Genomic DNA, 16,812 nt, shown 5'->3' with positions numbered 1-16,812 from the left:
TCAACGTCCCTTGAATTGCGGCTTGAGCTTGTCGAGGAAGGCCTGATAGCCGGTGCGGAAATCCTCGGTGCCGAAGCAGGCGAAGCCTTCGTCGCGTTCATCGTCGGTGAGCGGCGCGGGGTCCATCACGCGGCGCACGAACTGCTTGTGCCAGCGCGCGACGAGCGGCGCGCCGTCCGCGATGCGTCTTGCGGTTTCATATGCGTGCGCGGTGACTTCCGCGTCCGCGACCACGCGCGTGACGAGCCCTTTCGCCAGCGCTTCCTTTGCATCGAAGATGCGCCCTTCGAGCAGGATCTCGAGCGCTGCCGCCGGACCCGCGAGACGCACGAGGCCTTCCATTTCCGCGTGCGCCATCACGAGTCCGAGGTTCTTGATGGGCACGCCGAAGCGGCTCGACTCGCCGCAGATGCGCAAATCGCACATCGCCGCTATCTCCAGCCCACCGCCGACGCAGATGCCATGAATCATCGCGACGATCGGATGCCGGCACTCGCGCAATGCATTCAAAGTGCGATGCATGATTGCGCCGTAAGCCCTCGCCTGCTCGACGTTCGCGCGATCGGTCCGGAACTCCCCAATGTCGTTGCCAGGCGAGAACGCCTTCTCGCCCGCGCCGCGCAACACGATGCAACGCAGGGTGTCATCGCGGGAAAGCGTCTCGATGGTCTCGCCGAGCGCGCGCCACAGATGCTTCGTCATCGCGTTGAGCTTTTCGGGCCGGTCGATCACGACTGTCACGATATCGCCGTCGCGCTCGGTCAGGATGGATGGTTCCGCCACATCGCCTCCTTGAATTGAATGCTGCATGCGTTATTCAATGCGGTTCAATGCATGCAAAATGCATCGAACCGCTGCGCCACTCGAATCACACGAACTTGCGCGCCTCCGCTGCGTCCTTGTTTTCGTCCTCCACTTCGAGCGCGCGGTCCGGGCGCATCGTGAAGGAGAGGATGATGCCCGCGCCCATCAGGATCATCGACACGGTGAACGGCAGGTTCCAGTTTCCGGTGCGGTCGATCAGCCAGCCGCCCACCACCGGGCTGATGATGGCCGCCAGCGCGGATCCGGAATTCATGATGCCGGACGCGGTGCCCGAGTGCTTCGGCGCGATATCCATCGGCACGGACCACATCGGGCCGATCGTCATCTCATTGAAGAAGAAGCCGGCCGAAAGACACACTGCCGCGAGCGTGATCGAAATATCGGAGACAAGCATGATCGGCGCGAGCGACAGCAGCGTCAGGAACATGCACACGCCGACCATCACATTGCGCGCGAGGCGCACGTTGCCGCTCTTTCTCAGGATGCGGTCGGTCAGCGAGCCGCCGAACCAGTCGCCGAGCACGCCCGCGAAGAACACACCCGACGCGAAGAGCGCCGACTTGCCGAGTTGCATGTGATAGCTGTGCAGGAAGTATTGCGGAATCCAGCCGAGGAAGAGCCATAACACCCATCCATAGCAGAAGTACACGGCGGTGACGGGCGCCATGCGGCCGAGCAGCTTGCGCCACGGCACCGGCGTGCGTTGCTTCACCCCCGAGTAGTTCGCGAGCGTCGCGCACTCGGTTTCGGTGATGCGCGGATGATCGCGCGGATTGTCGCGGAAGTAGAAGACCCACGCCACGGCCCACACAAAACTGATGATCCCGGTGATGATGAACGCGCCGCGCCAGCTCGTCGCGACCATCAGCCAGACGATGAGCGGCGGCGCCACCGCATTGCCGATGCGCGAAGCTGCATGCGTAATGCCTTGTGCAAAACCGCGCTGGTCGGCGGGCATCCAGTTGGACATCGCGCGCGTCGCGGTCGGGAAGGTCGCGCCTTCGCCGAGACCGAGCAGCACGCGCGCCACGATCAGCGAGAAAAAACCGCCCGCCAGGCCCGTCAGCACGGTCGCGCCCGCCCAGATGATCGCGCACAGCGTGAGCGTGCGGCGCGGCCCGAAACGGTCGCCCACCCATCCACCGATGATCTGAAACACCAGATACGGATACGCGAACGCGGAAAACACGAAACCGACTTGCGTGTGCGACAGGCCCAGCTCAGCGCCGAACTGGCTCGCCGCGGTGCTGACATTGACCCGGTCGATATAGGTGATGAAATACATCGCGCATAGCAGTAACAAAACGCGCGTCGTGGCTCGACGGAACATCATCGTCTCCTTGTGTAACCGCGTGCGTGTACGCACGCCCTCGAATAATCGAGTGGCGCCGGATGTCACGGCATGCGGAACTTCCCGTGGGTACGTCGGATGAGGATTGTGGCTCGCTCTGCGTCGGCTTATTGCATTCTGCGGCGCAGCTTGCGAATGCGTGGTTTGCGCGGTGATGTCATGAGCTTGTCTCCTGGTCGCGGCTCGTCACTGTCCGCTGTTTATGTTTCAGTGAATGAAAATGTGGTGTCGCCGCCGTCAATCCGCCGCATCGAGCGCCATTGCGAGCACGCGTGCGACGTGCAGCGCCTCGCGCTGCGCGCCATCCGCGATCTGATGACGGCAGCTGGTGCCGTCCGCGACGATCAGCGCGTCGCCCGCGCCACGCACGGCGGGCAGCAGTGACAGCTCCGCCATCGCCTGCGATGCTTCGTAGTGCTCTGCTTCATATCCGAAGCTGCCCGCCATGCCGCAGCACGACGATTCGATCGTCTTGACATCGAGCGCCGGAATCCAGCCGAGCACAGTTTCGACGGGGCGCACGGCATCGAACGCTTTCTGATGGCAATGTCCGTGCAGCATCGCCTTCGGCCGATCGAGCGCCTTGAGCTTCAGACGCAGCCTGCCTGCCGCCTCTTCGCGCACGAGAAATTCCTCGAAGAGAAACGACGCTTGCGCGAGCTTGCGTGCGGCATCGCCATAGCCGTATCCGAGAAACTCGTCGCGCAAGGAAAGCAGGCACGATGGCTCGAGTCCGACGATCGCCACGCCGCGCTCGACATACGGCATGAGCGCATCGAGCGCGCGGCGCGCTTCGGCCTTCGCTTCATCGACGAGACCGGCTGAAAGAAACGTGCGCCCGCAACACAGCGGCCTCTCGCCCCGCTTCACGTTGTGATGAACCGTGTAGCCCGCCGCTTCGAGCACGCGTTGCGCAGCGCGCGCGTTCTCCGGCTCCATGTAGTTGTTGAAGGTATCGACGAAGAGCAGGACTTCATTGGTTGCGGATGCAACTGGTTTGTCCGCCGCATCGGCGAGAAAGGGCTTCGTGAAGCGGGGAAACGCTCTTTGCGATGCGAGACCGAGCTTCGCCTTCACCCAGCGCGCGACGCCCGGCATGTTCGCCTCGAATGCGTTGGATAACGCGGGCATGCGGCTCGCATACGGCGCATAGCGCGGCAGGAACGCAATCAGCCGCTCGCGCAGACGCACGCCATGACGCTGTGTCCACGCGGCGCGCGCTTCGATCTTGATGCGCGCCATGTCGACACCTGTCGGGCAATCGCGCTTGCAGCCCTTGCACGATACGCACAGGTCGAGCACGTCCTTCACATCCTGGCTTGCGAGGCCGTCATCGCCCAGTTGACCCGACAACGCGAGCCGCAACGTGTTCGCCCGGCCACGCGTGACGTGTTGCTCGTCCTTCGTAATGCGATAGCTCGGGCACATCGTGCCTGCATCGAACTTGCGGCAATGGCCATTGTTGTTGCACATTTCGACCGCTTTCGCGAGACCGCCCGACAGATCGCCGCCTGAACCCGGGATGCCCTCTTCACCCGTCAGCGGATCGCGCGTGACGTTCCATGCGGACCAGTCGAGACTTGGCGTCGATGCGCGCTCGCGATATGAAGGCGGAAAGCGGAAATTGCTCGCGTCGTCCATCTTCGGCGGTGCGACGATGCGGTCCGGGCTCAGCCGATTCTCCGGATCGAAGAGCTGCTTGATATCGCGAAACGCCGCGTTGATGCGCGGGCCGTATTGCCACGCGACCCATTCGCCGCGGCACAAACCATCGCCGTGTTCGCCCGAGAATGCGCCCTTGTATTCGCGCACCATCGCCGCGGCTTCTTCGGCGATCGCGCGCATCTTCACGGCGCCGTCGCGGCGCATGTCGAGAATCGGCCGCACATGCAGCGTGCCGACGCTCGCGTGTGCGTACCAGGTGCCTTCGGTTCCGTGCTTCCTGAAGACCTCGGTCAGGCGGCTCGTGTAATCGGCGAGATGCTCGAGCGGCACCGCGCAATCCTCGATGAAGGACACCGGCTTGCCGTCGCCCTTCATGCTCATCATGATGTTGAGGCCCGCCTTGCGCACTTCCCACAGCGCCTTTTGCGGTCCCGCATCGGGCATCTGCACGACCGAGCCCGGCAGGCCGAGATCGCTCATCAGTTCGACCAGTTGCGCGAGTCTTGCAACTTGCGTGTCGCGATCCGCGCCCGCGAACTCGACGAGCAGGATCGCTTCCGGCTCGCCCACCAGGGCTTTTTCGATCACGGACCGGAAGGCCGGATTCGACATCGAGAGATCGATCATCGTGCGATCGACCAGTTCCACCGCGACGGGTCCGAGCTTGACGATATGCTGCGTCATGTCCATCGCATCGTGGAAGCTCGGGAAGTTCACGACGCCGAGCGTCTTGTGCACGGGCAGCGGTGCGAGCTTCAACGTCAACTGGCGGCTGAAGGCGAGCGTGCCCTCCGATCCGACCAGCAGATTCGCGAGATTCGGTTCGCCGCTGTCGCTGAAGGCAAGCGGGCTCTGGCAGTCGAACAGATCGAGGTTATAGCCGGCCACGCGCCGCAGCACCTTCGGAATGCGCTCGCGCAGTTCCTGTTGCTCACGCATCGCGATGCTGCGCACGCCGTCGACGAGATCGCGCGTACGCACATCGGTCGTCATGGTCGAGAGCCTGCCGAACCGCGCTTCGTGACCATCGGCGAGGATCGCGTCGATCGCGTCGACGTTATGCACCATGATCCCGTATTCCATCGAGCGCGAGCCGCACGAGTTGTTGCCCGCCATGCCGCCGATCGTGCATTGCGCGCTCGTCGACACATCCACCGGAAACCACAGACCATGGGACTTGAGCCACGCATTCAGATGATCGAGCACGACGCCCGGCTCCACCTTGACCGTGCGCGCTTCCTTGTCGAAGTGAACGATGTTGTTGAGCCACTTCGTCGTATCGATGACGAGCGCCTCGCCGATCGTCTGCCCGCATTGACTCGTGCCCGCGCCGCGCGCCAGCACGCTTGCGTGAGTGTCGCGGGCGATCTGTAGCGCGAGGCGCAAGTCGTCCTGATCCCTCGGCACGACGACGCCGAGCGGCATGATCTGATAGATCGACGCATCGGTGGCGTAGCGCCCGCGCGATGCACGATCGAACAGCACATCGCCCTTCAGCTCGCGTTGCAGGCGCGCCTGCAGCGGCGTCGGCGTCGACGCGAGGCGCGCGCGCGCCGATGCGGGCATCAGATGTATCGGCTTCACCAGCCGGTCTGTGGGGGAATTAAGCATTTTGAGTGCGTTATGCGAAATGCAATTCGACGGCAGGCAGTCCTTCGATGACACCGACCGCCGTGCCGGTCGCCGCCGGAAATGCGAGGCCGGTGTAAGAGCCCGCCGTGAGCACGGTCCCGCGCTCGACGGCAAGCCCGCGCGACACGGCGTGATTCACCGTCCACGCGAGCAGACGGCGCGGGTCGCCCGCCGGGTTCGCCGGTTCACCCTGAAAGAGCGGTGCGCCTTCGAAGTCGAATGTCATCGTGGGCGCGATGAACGGAAACGCCGCGTCGTATGGAACGCCCTCGCCCACGATCAGCGCGCCGTGGTTCTGCAGATCGGCAAGCTGCCAGGGCTTTTCGACGTCGGGCCATGCGGCGAAACGGCTCGCCACCACTTCGATCGCGGCGTGCACGGACTCGATCGCGTCGATCACTTCATCATCGCGATACGAGCCGCTGTGCGGTTCGAAGCGCCGGCCGAGAATGAACGCCACTTCGAGTTCGAGGCCGGCCTTGCCGAACGCATGCATCGAGAGACGTGCGCCCGAGCGATGCACGCCATCGGCGGGGAGCGGCGCGCCCTGAATCGGACCGTCATGCGATTTCGCGCCGACTTTCCATCCCCCGATGTCCGCGCGCAGCGCACGCAGCGTCGCTTCCTGCGCGGCATAGGCCTGGTCGGCGTCCGCCGGGCGCGTGCCCTCCGGCAACGCGTCGAGCTTCGCGTGATGCGCGCGTGCCTCCACGAAAAGCCGTGCGAGCGCGTCGGCGTCGAACGCGGCGCTCATGCGGCCGCCTTCAGCGCGGGCTTTGCGACGTGGCTCGTCAGATAGTCCATCGCCGCCGTCACGCCACTGCCCTTCAGTTCGATGCCCGCGAGCTTCAGACCCATCTCGCAGCCCGAGAGCGCGGCCATCAGCGTGAGATCGTTGCAATCGCCGAGGTGGCCGATGCGGAACATGCGGCCCTTCACCTTGCCGAGCCCCGTGCCGAGCGACATGTCGAAATGTTCGTAGATGAGCTTGCGCACCGCGTCGGCATCGACGCCTTCGGGTGTCATCACGCCCGTGAGCACCGGCGAGTACACGGCGGGATCGGCACATTGAATCTCGAGCCCCCACGCGGTGACCGCCGCGCGACACGCCGCCGCGAGCCGTTGATGGCGCGCGAACACGTTGTCGAGTCCTTCGCCGAGAATCATGTCGAGCGCTTCGGACAGGCCGTAAAGCAGGTTCGTGTTCGGCGTGTAAGGCCAGTAACCCTGCCTGTTCATCTCGATGATGTCGGTCCAGTCCCAGAACGCGCGCGGCAGCGTGGCGCGCTTCGAGGCTTCGCGCGCCTTCTCCGATACCGCGTTGAAGCTGATTCCCGGCGGCAGCATCAACCCCTTTTGCGAGCCGGACACGGTCACGTCCACGCCCCATTCATCATGGCGATAGTCGGCGGATGCGAGGCCCGAGATCGTGTCCACCATCAGCAGCGCGGGATGCTTCGCCGCGTCGATGGCGCGGCGCACGGCGGCGATGTCCGAGGTCACGCCCGTCGACGTTTCGTTGTGCACGACGCAAACGGCCTTGATCGTGTGCTGTGTATCGTCGCGCAGGCGTTTCTCGATCGCGTCGGCCTGCACGCCGCGCCGCCATCCTTCGATGCCGGGCAGACCCAGAAACTCGGGTTTCAGCCCCAGGTTCTCGGCCATCTTCTTCCACAGCGTCGCGAAGTGGCCGGTCTCGTACATCAGCACCGTATCGCCCGGACTCAGCGTGTTGACGAGCGCCGCCTCCCATGCGCCCGTGCCCGATGCGGGATAGATCACCACAGGCTGGCTCGTCTTGAAGATCCGCTTGATGCCGTCGAGCACCTTCAGACCCAACGCGCCGAACTCCGGACCGCGATGGTCGATGGTGGGATAGCTCATCGCGCGCAGGATGCGATCGGGCACCGGGCTCGGCCCCGGAATCTGCAGAAAGTGACGGCCGGCAGGATGGGAATCGAGCTTCAGCATAAGTCTGCGTCCTCTAAAATGTAATTTTGCATGCAAAATACAATAACGCAGCAGGTCGGGCACGTAAAGGAATTCATAGGCCGAACGGCCTAGGGATAACCCGCTGGCGGTTTTTTCCGCTATCGCTGGGTTAAAATTGCCGCAAATGGAATCAGAGGTATTGAATGCAAAATCCCGATCTACCAGAAACGCACGTTTCGTCGTCACTACCGAAGGTGGAGCGGCTGCGCCTGCACGACACCGTCGTCGATCACTTGCGCGGCTTCATCGTCGAGGGATTGCTCGCGCCCGGCGTCAAGCTCAACGAGCGCAAGCTGTGCGAGACGCTCGGCATCTCCCGCACGCCTTTGCGTGAAGCGCTGAAAGTGCTGGCCGCCGAGGGTTTGATCGAGATATCGCCGAACCGCGGCGCGTCGGTATCGCAGATGAGCGAGTTCGAGATTCGCGAGATGTTCGAATTGATGAGCGGACTCGAAGCTTTTTCGGGGGAGCTGGCGTGCGAGCGCATCACGCCGCTCGAGATCGCCGAGATCAAGGCGCTGCATTACGCGATGCTCGCGTGTCGCGCGCAGAACGACCTCTCCGGCTACTACAGCCGCAACCAGGCCATTCACGACCGGATCAACGAAGCTGCGCGCAACACGGCCTTGCGTCAGACCTACGTGTCGATCAACCGGCGCCTGATGGCGCTGCGCTTTCGCTCGAACTTCCAGACGCCGAAATGGGACAGCGCCATTCGCGATCACGAAGAGATGATCGAGGCGCTGGAGACGCGCGATGGCAAGCGCATGGGCGAAATTCTGCGCAAGCATCTGCTCTCCAAGCGCGATGCGGTGCTCGCCGAGCGCACGCTGTCGACGGTGAAGGCCGCCGCGCCGAAAAAGCGTGCGGCGAACAAGTCATCTCGGGAACTGGACGCTGACGAATAGAACGGTCGGGTGATTTCCCGGAGCCTACGGTAGGCTACGGACCTACGGCCGTCAGAGCCTTCCACCGGGGAATACGTTAACCAGGATTCAAGGGGTATGCATCGCGCTCGGCGCGGTGCTCGTCATCACGGGCTTTTCGCTCTACCACTCAGCGGATTTCGACGCGGCGCAGGCTGGAATGGACCGGCAAACCGTCGATTGCCTCACGCGCGGACTCACGCGCGACGAAAAAGCCCGCATCGCCCGGTTGACCGCGATGCATGACCGCGACGGGCTTCGTCCTGTTTATACCGAAGTGCTCGCACGCTGCATCGTGCGCTCCGACCAATGGGAGCGACGCCCTCAACTCGTCACGAGCGCGCGCGACATCCTTTCCCGCGATCCGGAATTCAGGCAGTTGCTGAACGCGAGTTCGATGGAACTTGCGCGGCGGCCCTGAAGGAGACGCATCGGTCAAGCCGTCAGTCCGCTACCCGCGCCGGGTTGAACCTGGCCGCGCGTGCTCGCGCCATGCGCGCTCAGGACGGCTATTTCATGCTGCGCGTAGTGCGTGACCGGCGCGACGGCCGCCAGCGCTGCGGTGATGACGATGGCGACGATGCTGATCGAGATGGCGTTCATGGTCGGCTCCCTTGGCGATGTTGATTGAAACGTTGCGTTCGATGGAATGGATTGTCGTCGCCGAGAGTTAGCGAAGAGTGAGCATGCGCAGGCCGTACACGCGTGCCGGGGTAAGATCGGCATGCATTCGACCATCGCACAAAACGGCATTCAAAATGCATTCGACATTCGACACATCGACCGCCACGCTCGAACTGCCCTTCAAGCGGCCTTTCGACTGGACACGCATGCTGAAATTCATCGGCGGGCGGGCGTCGGCGGGCGTGGAGTCGGTCGAGGACGGCGTGTATCGGCGCGCGATCGAATGGCATGGCGACGACGGCACCGTCGAAGTCCGGCCGCATGAGCGCAAGCATCGGCTCGTGGTGACGGTCGAAGGCGCGGCGTCGCGTCATGCGGACGAACTCGCCGCGCCGCTCGCGCGCATGTTCGATCTGCACGCCGAGCCGCGCGAGATCGCCCGCTGTCTCGCCGGCGACCCGGTTCTCGCACCGCTCGTCGAAGCCGCGCCGGGCCTGCGCGTGCCGGGCGCGTGGTCCGGCTTCGAGCTCGTGGTGCGGACGATCGTCGGTCAGCAGGTGAGCGTGAAAGGCGCGTCGACGATCATGAACCGCATCGTGCAGCGCGCCGGCAAGAGGATAGAGGGCCATCCGCATGAAGGCACGGCGTGGCGCTTTCCGACGCCTGCCGAGCTTGCCGCCGCCGATCTGGAGAAGATCGGCATGCCGACCAAGCGTATCGAGACGGTGCAGCGCTTCGCCCATGCAGTCGCCACGGGCGCGCTGCCGCTCGATGAACCCGGCGCGGATGCCGAATTGCTGAAACGCGAGATGCTCGCCATGCCGGGCATCGGGCCGTGGACCGTCGGCTACGTCGCGATGCGCGCCCTGCGCGACCCGGACGCATGGCCCGATGCCGATCTCGTTCTCATGCAGGCGATCGCGCGCCGCGATCCGTCGCTTGCGAAACCCGCCCAGCAGCGCGCACGCACGGAACGCTGGCGTCCCTGGCGTGCGTATGCGGCGATGCATCTCTGGAATGGGGTGGCGATGGAAACGGGGCTTGCGCGCGGGGGGTGAACTGGCGTGCAACATCATGCATGCAAAATGCCAGCGGCACCATCCGTCGCAAACACCGCCGCGATCATTTAGTTCTGTTGTCTTAAAAATAGACTAATCTGCATCGAGCGGCCGAACGCCGTCGACACACGAAGAAGCGCTGACGAAACGCCATCGGGAGACGCTCATGAACGCATCATCCCTCGACGCGCAGGACTCGAACCATGTCCCGATCGCGCCGCGCGTGCAGAAGATCGTCGTTGCGATACACGGCATCGGCAATCAGTTGCATAGCGACACGGTGCGTTCGGTAGCGAGCCAGTTCGGCGCGCGCTACGACCCGCCGCTGCCCGTCATGCCGCTCGGCTATTTCGACATTGCGGGCGTCGGCGAAGTCGATGTACGCCAGCTCGATCTGCCACCTGGCGGCCCCTACACCCCTGAGCAACGCGACTTCTATTCCGCGCTTGGTTTCGCCGAAGTGTATTGGGCGGATATTCCGCGCGAAGTCGTCAAGCAGGACGACACGCTCGAAGAAAGCAAGGCATGGGGACTCTCGATCGTGAGCCGCGCGCAGGCCGCCTACATGCTCAACGTCGACGAGCGCAAGCTCGAACCCGCCGATTTCTCGCTCGCATCGGGCGTCGTCGAGGAAGTCGTCGAGACTGTGGCCGTCATGCAGAGCCTGCTCGCGGTCACGGAGAAGGCCGGCATCTTCAAGTTCGATCTCGCGCCCATGCTGCGCGATTATGTCGGCGATGTTCAGCTCGTCGCGGATTTCCGGCAGCATCGCGATACCATCGTGTTCCGCTTTCATCGCGTGATGGAGCGGCTCGTCGCGCTCGTGACCGAGCGTTGCCAGTGTCCGCCCGAGGTGTATATCGTCGCGCACAGCGAAGGGACGGTGATCAGCTTTCTCGGCATTCTTCAGGCGCTCGCCACGCCCACCGTGAGCGATCCGAAGGACGGCAAGCAGATCATCAGCACCGAGTGGGTGCAAAGCCTGCGCGGCTTCATGACCATCGGCTCGCCCATCGACAAGCACATTCTGTTATGGCCGAAACTGTGGGAAGGCATGACGCTGAAAAGCGAAATGCAGGGCGATGCCGTCGCGCAGGTCGAACGCCCCGGCGGTTCCATCACGCTGCCCTCGCGCATCAAGTGGCGCAACTACTATGACTTCGGTGACCCGGTCGGCTTCGCGCTCGATACGGCGCGCGCCTATCTCGATCATCACGGTTGCAAGGCGTTCGAATTCGAGCCGGCGCATGACATCGGCTTCTCGCGCTACTGGCTGCCGGGCAAGGCGCACACGGACTACTGGACCGATAGCGATGTCTTCGGTCACTTCATCGAGAATGTCGTGCTCGATAGAAGTACCACAAAAGCCCCGCAAAACAGGCGTTTTCGCGGCATCGTCAGCACGGCGATTCCCTACTTGCTGAGCTTCGCGCTGCATCTTCTCGCCGTGTTCTTCATCTACAAGGCCGTCACGGCCTCGTCCGATTCCGGCGCGGGCGGAACCAGCAGCGCGCCCGAGTTCATCTATCTCACGCGCTCGGTGTTCGCACTCGCATGCCTGCTGATGGGCACGACGGTCGCGGCGCGTATTCCGCGTCTCGTCAAGGCGCGCGGCGCGAAGCGCACGGGTGCGTGGCTGCGCTGGCGCGTGGTGGCGCTGCTCGCCTTCGTCGCGGGCGCGTCAGTCTTCTGGTTCGTGTTGCTCAGCGGCGTGGCCGCATTTCTCGCGAGCCCGTTCGCGGATCTGCTGCATCGCGATGACGCCGATCCCGTCGTCGGCAAGGCGGTCTTCGTGCTGGCCGGACTCGTGTGCGCGATCAGCGGCTGGCTCGCGCCACGCAAACCGCGTGTGGGCCGCCGCGTGCTCGTCGCGCTCGGCACCGTAATGATGACGTTGATCGTCGGCGTGAGGTTATGGGGCGATCTGGCAGGCAAGCCGATATGGCCTGTCGTGCTCGGTGGCGCGTTCTTTCTCTACGCATGGTGGCTCGCGATTCTGATCTTCGATCTCGCGTTCGTGTGGCATCGCTATGTGCGCAATTCCGTCGCGCTCGATACGCTGCGCGCGTGGCGCGAAAATCGATGCGATGCGCAGCCCAGGCCCATCATGTCGATGCGGACGAAGGCCGCAAGCAAGTGATGCGCAATCAGCCATGCAGCACGAGCTTCTGCACGCGCCAGTTGAGCAACTCCGCAACGAACAACGTATTTTCCGCCGGACACGCCATCTCATGAATCCATCCGAATTGCTTCAACTGCTTGCCCGAGCGTCCGAGGACGCCGAGCAGTTTTCCATCGAGCGATAACTTGTAGATGCGCCCGGGAAACGCATCGGCGGAATACAACACCTGATTCGGTCCCGGTGAAATGCAGATGGCCCAGGGCGAACCGGGTGCGAAGGTACCCGCTGCGATCGTGGCTTCATCGGGCATATTGCCGATGGCCGGACGCGCATCAGATGGCACGGGCACGTCGATCGTGAATTGCCGCTGGAAGTTTCCCTCGCCGTCGAAGACCTGAATGCGCCGGTTGCTGCGATCGGCGACATACACCATGCCGTTAGCATCGACGGCAATGCTGTGAGGCGTATGGAACTGCCCCGGACCCTTGCCGCGATCGCCCCATGACTTGAGCCAGTTGCCGTCCTTGTCCACCTTCGCGACCCGCGAGTTGATGTATCCGTCGCTGATGTAGGTATTGCCGGCCGCATCCCATGCGACATCGGTCACCTGACGGAAACGCCCCGGCTCCGAAGGCAACGGCGGATTCGGATGCTTGAGCGGCGCGGTCTCTTCGTCGGATGCTTCCTGCTTGCGGCCGAACACCATCGCGACGCGCCCTTCGGGCGTGAACTTGATGATCATGTCCGAGCCCTTGTCGGTGACCCAGACGTTGTCCTGCCGATCCACCTTGACCGTATGCGCGAACGACCACGCATACAGGTTATGCCCGATCTCGCGCACGAAGCGTCCATTGCGGTCGAATTCGAGCAACTGGGCCGCGGCCGCGCCATAGGCCGGACCGGTACTATTGCCGCGCGAGAGCACGAAGACATGTCCCGCCGAATTGAGCGCGACGCCGGAGCATTCGCCGAAGTACACGTCGCGCGGCAGTTGCACCGGATCGGGAACGGAATCGTAGGGAATGGACGGTACGTCGTTATCGGCGTACGCGAGATGCGGAAACAGCGCGAGCGCGGCGGCGCCCTGGCCCGCGAGCGCCAGAAAGCGACGACGGCTTGCAGCGCCCGGCGTCGTGTCGCAACATGGACAGTACATCGAGTGTCGAAGACTCACTGTAACCCTCCTCTCGTTCGAGACGCGAGGAAAAGTGTAGTGCATGAATCGCATCATTCACATGCGCGTGTTCTCATCGCTTTCAATACTGAAAGGACATCATGACTGAAGCGCTGCAATACCAGGTTCGAATCCGGCTCGCGCCCGAGTACGCCGACCTGGCGCGTCGAGACCCGGCAAACGAAAAGCTCGCATCCATCAACGCGCTGCTGATCCAGCACGACGCCCAACTGCAATGCCAGTACGACGCCTTCGCCGACTACGTGGCGCACGCGGAGCGCGATGGCATCGAGCACTATCCGCTGTATCGATGGACACGCGAAACCATCGAAAATCCCGCGAAAAAAGCGAAACATCTGCAAGCATTCACGCTCTATGTGAATGGCGACGAAGTCTATGACAAGCCACTTGCCGATGCGCTCGAAGCCGGTCTCCGCGCTCTCGCGAGCGATGCAATCACCGATATCCGCACGTTCGACACAAACCCCGCGCACAATCCGCAGCCGCCTTCGAATAACAATTCATGAGGTTGACGTCGTGCATCGATCACGTTAAGGTTTGGTAAATCAACCAAAACACGGACCCCGCCCCCGTGCAGGATCGTCGACAAACCATACTCGAAGCCGCCCTCGCCACGTTGCGCGAGGAAGGTTATTCGGGCTTCACGCAACCGCGCGTCGCTGCGCGCGCGGGCGTGCGTCAGAGTCACCTCACCTATTACTTCCCGACGCGTCTTGCCTTGATCGAAGCCGTCGCGCGCGCCGCGATCGACGGTCAGCTCGCCGCCGTCGATGCCTTCGCGGGTGAAGCGTCGCCCAAGGTCACCGCGGCATCGATCGCCAATGTCGCGATGCGCCACGAAAACACGCGCGTATTGATGGCGCTTGCGCAAGCCGCCGACGAAGAACCGACCATCCGCAGTCTCTTTCGCGAACTGGCCGAGGGCATCGCGGTTCGCATCACGCGCATGCTCGAAGCAATGGGCCTCGCCGTCACGAAGGAGCATGTGTCGATGGTGCATGCGCTCGTCGTCGGGCTCGCGGTCATCGATCTCGCGGTCGGGCGCACGGACGGCAAGCGGCGCGCGAGCACGTCCATCGAAATCCTGTTCTCGCTGCTGCCGCCCGCCGAATCGCAAGCGTCGTGAGCGCTGCGATCACGCGTTGCGCGCGTCGAGCCATTCGACGATATTGCGCACCGTATCGCCATAAAACGTGCGATACAGTTCTTCCGATACGTAACCGATATGCGGCGTCGCGAGCACGTTCGGCAGCGCGCGCAGCGGGTCGTTCGCGGCGAGCGGCTCTTCATCGTAGACGTCGAGGGCCGCGCCCGCGAGCCTGTGCGATTGCAACGCAGCGACCAACGCATCACGATCGACGATCGGCCCGCGCGACGTGTTCACGAGACGGCTCGTCGGCTTCATCTGCGCGAATTCCTTCGCGCCGACGAGATGATGCGTGCGCTCGCTCAGCCGCAGGTGAACCGAGAGCACGTCGGAGGTCGTGAAGAGCGTGTCCTTGTCCACGAGCTGCACGCCTTTTTCCTCCGCGCGCTCGCGCGTGAGGTTCTGACTCCACGCGATCACGTTCATGCGAAACGCGCGGCCGATCACGCCGACCGCCGATCCCACGCGTCCGAGACCGAGCAGGCCGAGCGTCTTGCCCGCTAGCTCCGTGCCGAGCGCGGTCTGCCAGCCGCCTTCCTTGAGCGAGCGGTTTTCGGCGGCGATGTTGCGCGTCATCGCGAGAATCAGCGCCCATGTGAATTCGATCGTCGGCGTGGACTGGTAGCCGGTGTGCCGCACCTCGACGCCGCGCTCGGCCGCGGCCTTCAGATCGATCGATGCATTGGCCGCGCCCGTCGACGCGATCAGCTTCAGATTCGGCAGATGCTCGATGATGTCCCGCGAGAACGGGGTGCGCTCGCGCATCGCGCAGACGACGTCGAACGGGCGCAGGCGTTCCAGCAGCGCACCGCGCTCGGCGATGTGATCGTTGAACACGGTGATATCGGCGCGTGCGTCGAGCGGCGACCAGTCGGCCATGGAAAGCGCGACGTTCTGATAGTCGTCGAGGACGGCGACCTTGATCGGATTGGATGTAGCCATGTCAGTTTCGATTGTTGTGACGAATGAGTTGGACGGCAGCAGCCAGTGTGACGCAATGCGCGAATTCATGTCGCGCACGGCTTTCGACAGGCTCGGCAAAATGCCGCAGAGCCTTGCTGCATAGAGCGGTCAGCCATGACATAGGTTGAAACAAGTTACCGCGGGACTTCGCGCGACCGTTTCTCTATAGTCACTTCCGTCGCCACTCGAAACGCAACGTGGCCTAAGGAACCGAGAAGGACATCCCGTGAAAAACAGATCGACTTTCGCTTCAAACGTCCGCGTTGCCCCCGCCTCCGACGCGGCGCCGGCCAAACGCCGCGCGCGCCATCTGCTCGTCATCGCGGCAGCCGCCGCCCTCACGCTGTGCAGCAGCTCCGCTTTCGCTGGCTGGGCGCACGGCGGCACGGCCTACACCGGCCGCGGCGAATATCAGGGCGCGCACGCCGGTTCCTGCGGCGGCGGCAGTTGCTCGCATGCGGGCGGCGTCGAGAATCCGTGGGGCCGCGTCGCCACCAACTCGGGCACCGTGACGCGCACCTCGCCCGGCCAGTTCTCCAACTCGGGCACCGCCTACGGCCCCAACGGACGCTCGGTGCAACACGCAGGCGACACGAGCTGCGCCGGCGGCAGCTGCTCGCACACCGGCAGCGCGACCGGCCCGAACGGCAAGACCGCGACCGGCAGCGATACCGTGACGCGCACGGCGCCGGGCCAATACACATCGTCGGGCGCGGTGACGGGGCCGAACGGCAACACGTCGACGCACTCGGCATCGACGAACTGCGCGGGCTACACCTGCAACCGCTCCGGCACCGTCAACACCGCGAACGGCGGTACGGTCACACATGCGGGCAGCGCAACGAGCGTCGCGCCGGGCGTCGTCACCACGTCGGGTTCGGCGACGGTCACGAACGGCTCGCACAGCACGACGGTCGTCGGCGGCGGCATGGTCACATCGGGCACGACGGTGGTCGCGACCACGCCGGTCGTCACCGGAACGACGATCGTCGCCGCGCCGGTGGTCGTGCCGCCGCCCCCGCCGCCGACGACGACTGTAGTGGTCACGCCGCCCCCGCCGCCGCCCGCGAAGACGGTGTATGTCGCGCCGGCTGTGAAGACGGTCTATGTCGCTCCGCCGGTGAAGACGGTTTATGTCGCGCCGCCCCCGCCGCCGGTCAAGACCGTGTACATCGTGCCGCGTCGCGCGATCTGGATTCCCGGCCACTTCGTCGGCGCCGTCTGGGTCCCCGCACACTGGGCATAAACAAGCGACACCACGACACGAAGGCCGGCCGCATGCGCGCCGGCCTTGTCGTTTTATGCGCGTCCC

General features: G+C 63.9%; 15 protein-coding genes. 7 read left to right on the top strand and 8 right to left on the bottom strand.

Annotation, left to right across the window (positions count from 1 at the left end):
- The 5 genes from BTHE68_RS34405 to BTHE68_RS34385 form a co-directional block, all read right to left on the bottom strand.
- Entirely contained in the window at positions 1-810 is an 810-nt protein-coding gene (locus BTHE68_RS34405; RefSeq protein WP_174258143.1) for an enoyl-CoA hydratase-related protein, read from the bottom strand.
- A gap of 58 nt (positions 811-868) precedes the next feature.
- Positions 869-2,158, bottom strand: a complete 1,290-nt coding sequence (locus BTHE68_RS34400) for an MFS transporter (protein ID WP_162070712.1) — start codon at positions 2,156-2,158, stop codon at positions 869-871.
- 255 nt (positions 2,159-2,413) lie between these two features.
- Complete coding sequence (locus BTHE68_RS34395) at positions 2,414-5,452, bottom strand: FAD-binding and (Fe-S)-binding domain-containing protein (RefSeq protein ID WP_162070711.1); 3,039 nt, start codon at positions 5,450-5,452, stop codon at positions 2,414-2,416.
- A 10-nt stretch (positions 5,453-5,462) separates the two neighbouring features.
- Entirely contained in the window at positions 5,463-6,227 is a 765-nt protein-coding gene (locus BTHE68_RS34390) for a fumarylacetoacetate hydrolase family protein (protein WP_162070710.1), read from the bottom strand.
- Entirely contained in the window at positions 6,224-7,444 is a 1,221-nt protein-coding gene (locus BTHE68_RS34385) for a pyridoxal-phosphate-dependent aminotransferase family protein (RefSeq protein WP_162070709.1), read from the bottom strand. Before BTHE68_RS34385 ends, BTHE68_RS34390 begins: the two co-directional genes overlap by 4 nt.
- Positions 7,445-7,608: 164 nt before the next feature.
- Between BTHE68_RS34385 and BTHE68_RS34380 the strand changes: the two genes are divergently transcribed.
- Both BTHE68_RS34380 and BTHE68_RS34375 read left to right on the top strand, forming a co-directional pair.
- Positions 7,609-8,373 (top strand): GntR family transcriptional regulator, encoded by a 765-nt coding sequence (locus BTHE68_RS34380; RefSeq protein ID WP_162070708.1) that lies wholly within the window; start codon positions 7,609-7,611, stop codon positions 8,371-8,373.
- Between the two features lie 115 nt (positions 8,374-8,488).
- On the top strand, positions 8,489-8,812 hold the full coding sequence (locus BTHE68_RS34375) for a hypothetical protein (RefSeq protein WP_232078213.1): 324 nt from the start codon (positions 8,489-8,491) through the stop codon (positions 8,810-8,812).
- A 14-nt stretch (positions 8,813-8,826) separates the two neighbouring features.
- On the opposite strand, the gene BTHE68_RS36685 is transcribed toward BTHE68_RS34375, so the two are convergent.
- Complete coding sequence (locus BTHE68_RS36685) at positions 8,827-8,994, bottom strand: hypothetical protein (protein ID WP_174258142.1); 168 nt, start codon at positions 8,992-8,994, stop codon at positions 8,827-8,829.
- A gap of 155 nt (positions 8,995-9,149) precedes the next feature.
- Between BTHE68_RS36685 and BTHE68_RS34370 the strand changes: the two genes are divergently transcribed.
- Positions 9,150-10,073 carry a DNA-3-methyladenine glycosylase family protein gene (locus BTHE68_RS34370; protein WP_162070707.1) on the top strand — a complete coding sequence of 308 codons (924 nt, stop codon included), beginning with the start codon at positions 9,150-9,152 and terminating at the stop codon, positions 10,071-10,073.
- A gap of 166 nt (positions 10,074-10,239) precedes the next feature.
- Entirely contained in the window at positions 10,240-12,213 is a 1,974-nt protein-coding gene (locus tag BTHE68_RS34365; RefSeq protein WP_162070706.1) for an MFS transporter, read from the top strand.
- A 7-nt stretch (positions 12,214-12,220) separates the two neighbouring features.
- On the opposite strand, the gene BTHE68_RS34360 is transcribed toward BTHE68_RS34365, so the two are convergent.
- Positions 12,221-13,369: a peptidyl-alpha-hydroxyglycine alpha-amidating lyase family protein gene (locus tag BTHE68_RS34360; protein ID WP_162070705.1), complete on the bottom strand. Its 1,149-nt coding sequence runs from the start codon at positions 13,367-13,369 to the stop codon at positions 12,221-12,223.
- A gap of 101 nt (positions 13,370-13,470) precedes the next feature.
- On the opposite strand from BTHE68_RS34360, the gene BTHE68_RS34355 reads away from it, so the two are divergent.
- Positions 13,471-13,896, top strand: coding sequence for a hypothetical protein (locus BTHE68_RS34355; RefSeq protein WP_162070704.1), 426 nt, complete (start codon positions 13,471-13,473; stop codon positions 13,894-13,896).
- 65 nt (positions 13,897-13,961) lie between these two features.
- The gene (locus BTHE68_RS34350; protein WP_162070703.1) at positions 13,962-14,516 is read left to right on the top strand and encodes a TetR/AcrR family transcriptional regulator; all 555 of its coding nucleotides are present in this window, start codon (positions 13,962-13,964) and stop codon (positions 14,514-14,516) included.
- A gap of 9 nt (positions 14,517-14,525) precedes the next feature.
- Here the strand turns inward: BTHE68_RS34350 and BTHE68_RS34345 are convergent, their stop codons facing one another.
- Complete coding sequence (locus BTHE68_RS34345) at positions 14,526-15,479, bottom strand: D-2-hydroxyacid dehydrogenase family protein (RefSeq protein ID WP_162070702.1); 954 nt, start codon at positions 15,477-15,479, stop codon at positions 14,526-14,528.
- A 247-nt stretch (positions 15,480-15,726) separates the two neighbouring features.
- Here BTHE68_RS34345 and BTHE68_RS34340 point away from each other — a divergent pair, with 247 nt between their 5' ends.
- Complete coding sequence (locus tag BTHE68_RS34340; protein WP_162070701.1) at positions 15,727-16,746, top strand: hypothetical protein; 1,020 nt, start codon at positions 15,727-15,729, stop codon at positions 16,744-16,746.
- The last annotated feature ends 66 nt before the right edge of the window (positions 16,747-16,812 follow it).

Source organism: Burkholderia sp. THE68, assembly GCF_009938265.1.
Classification (GTDB): domain Bacteria; phylum Pseudomonadota; class Gammaproteobacteria; order Burkholderiales; family Burkholderiaceae; genus Caballeronia.
Note: the sequence above shows the minus strand (reverse complement) of the source record. Positions and strands in the feature narration are given on the sequence as shown.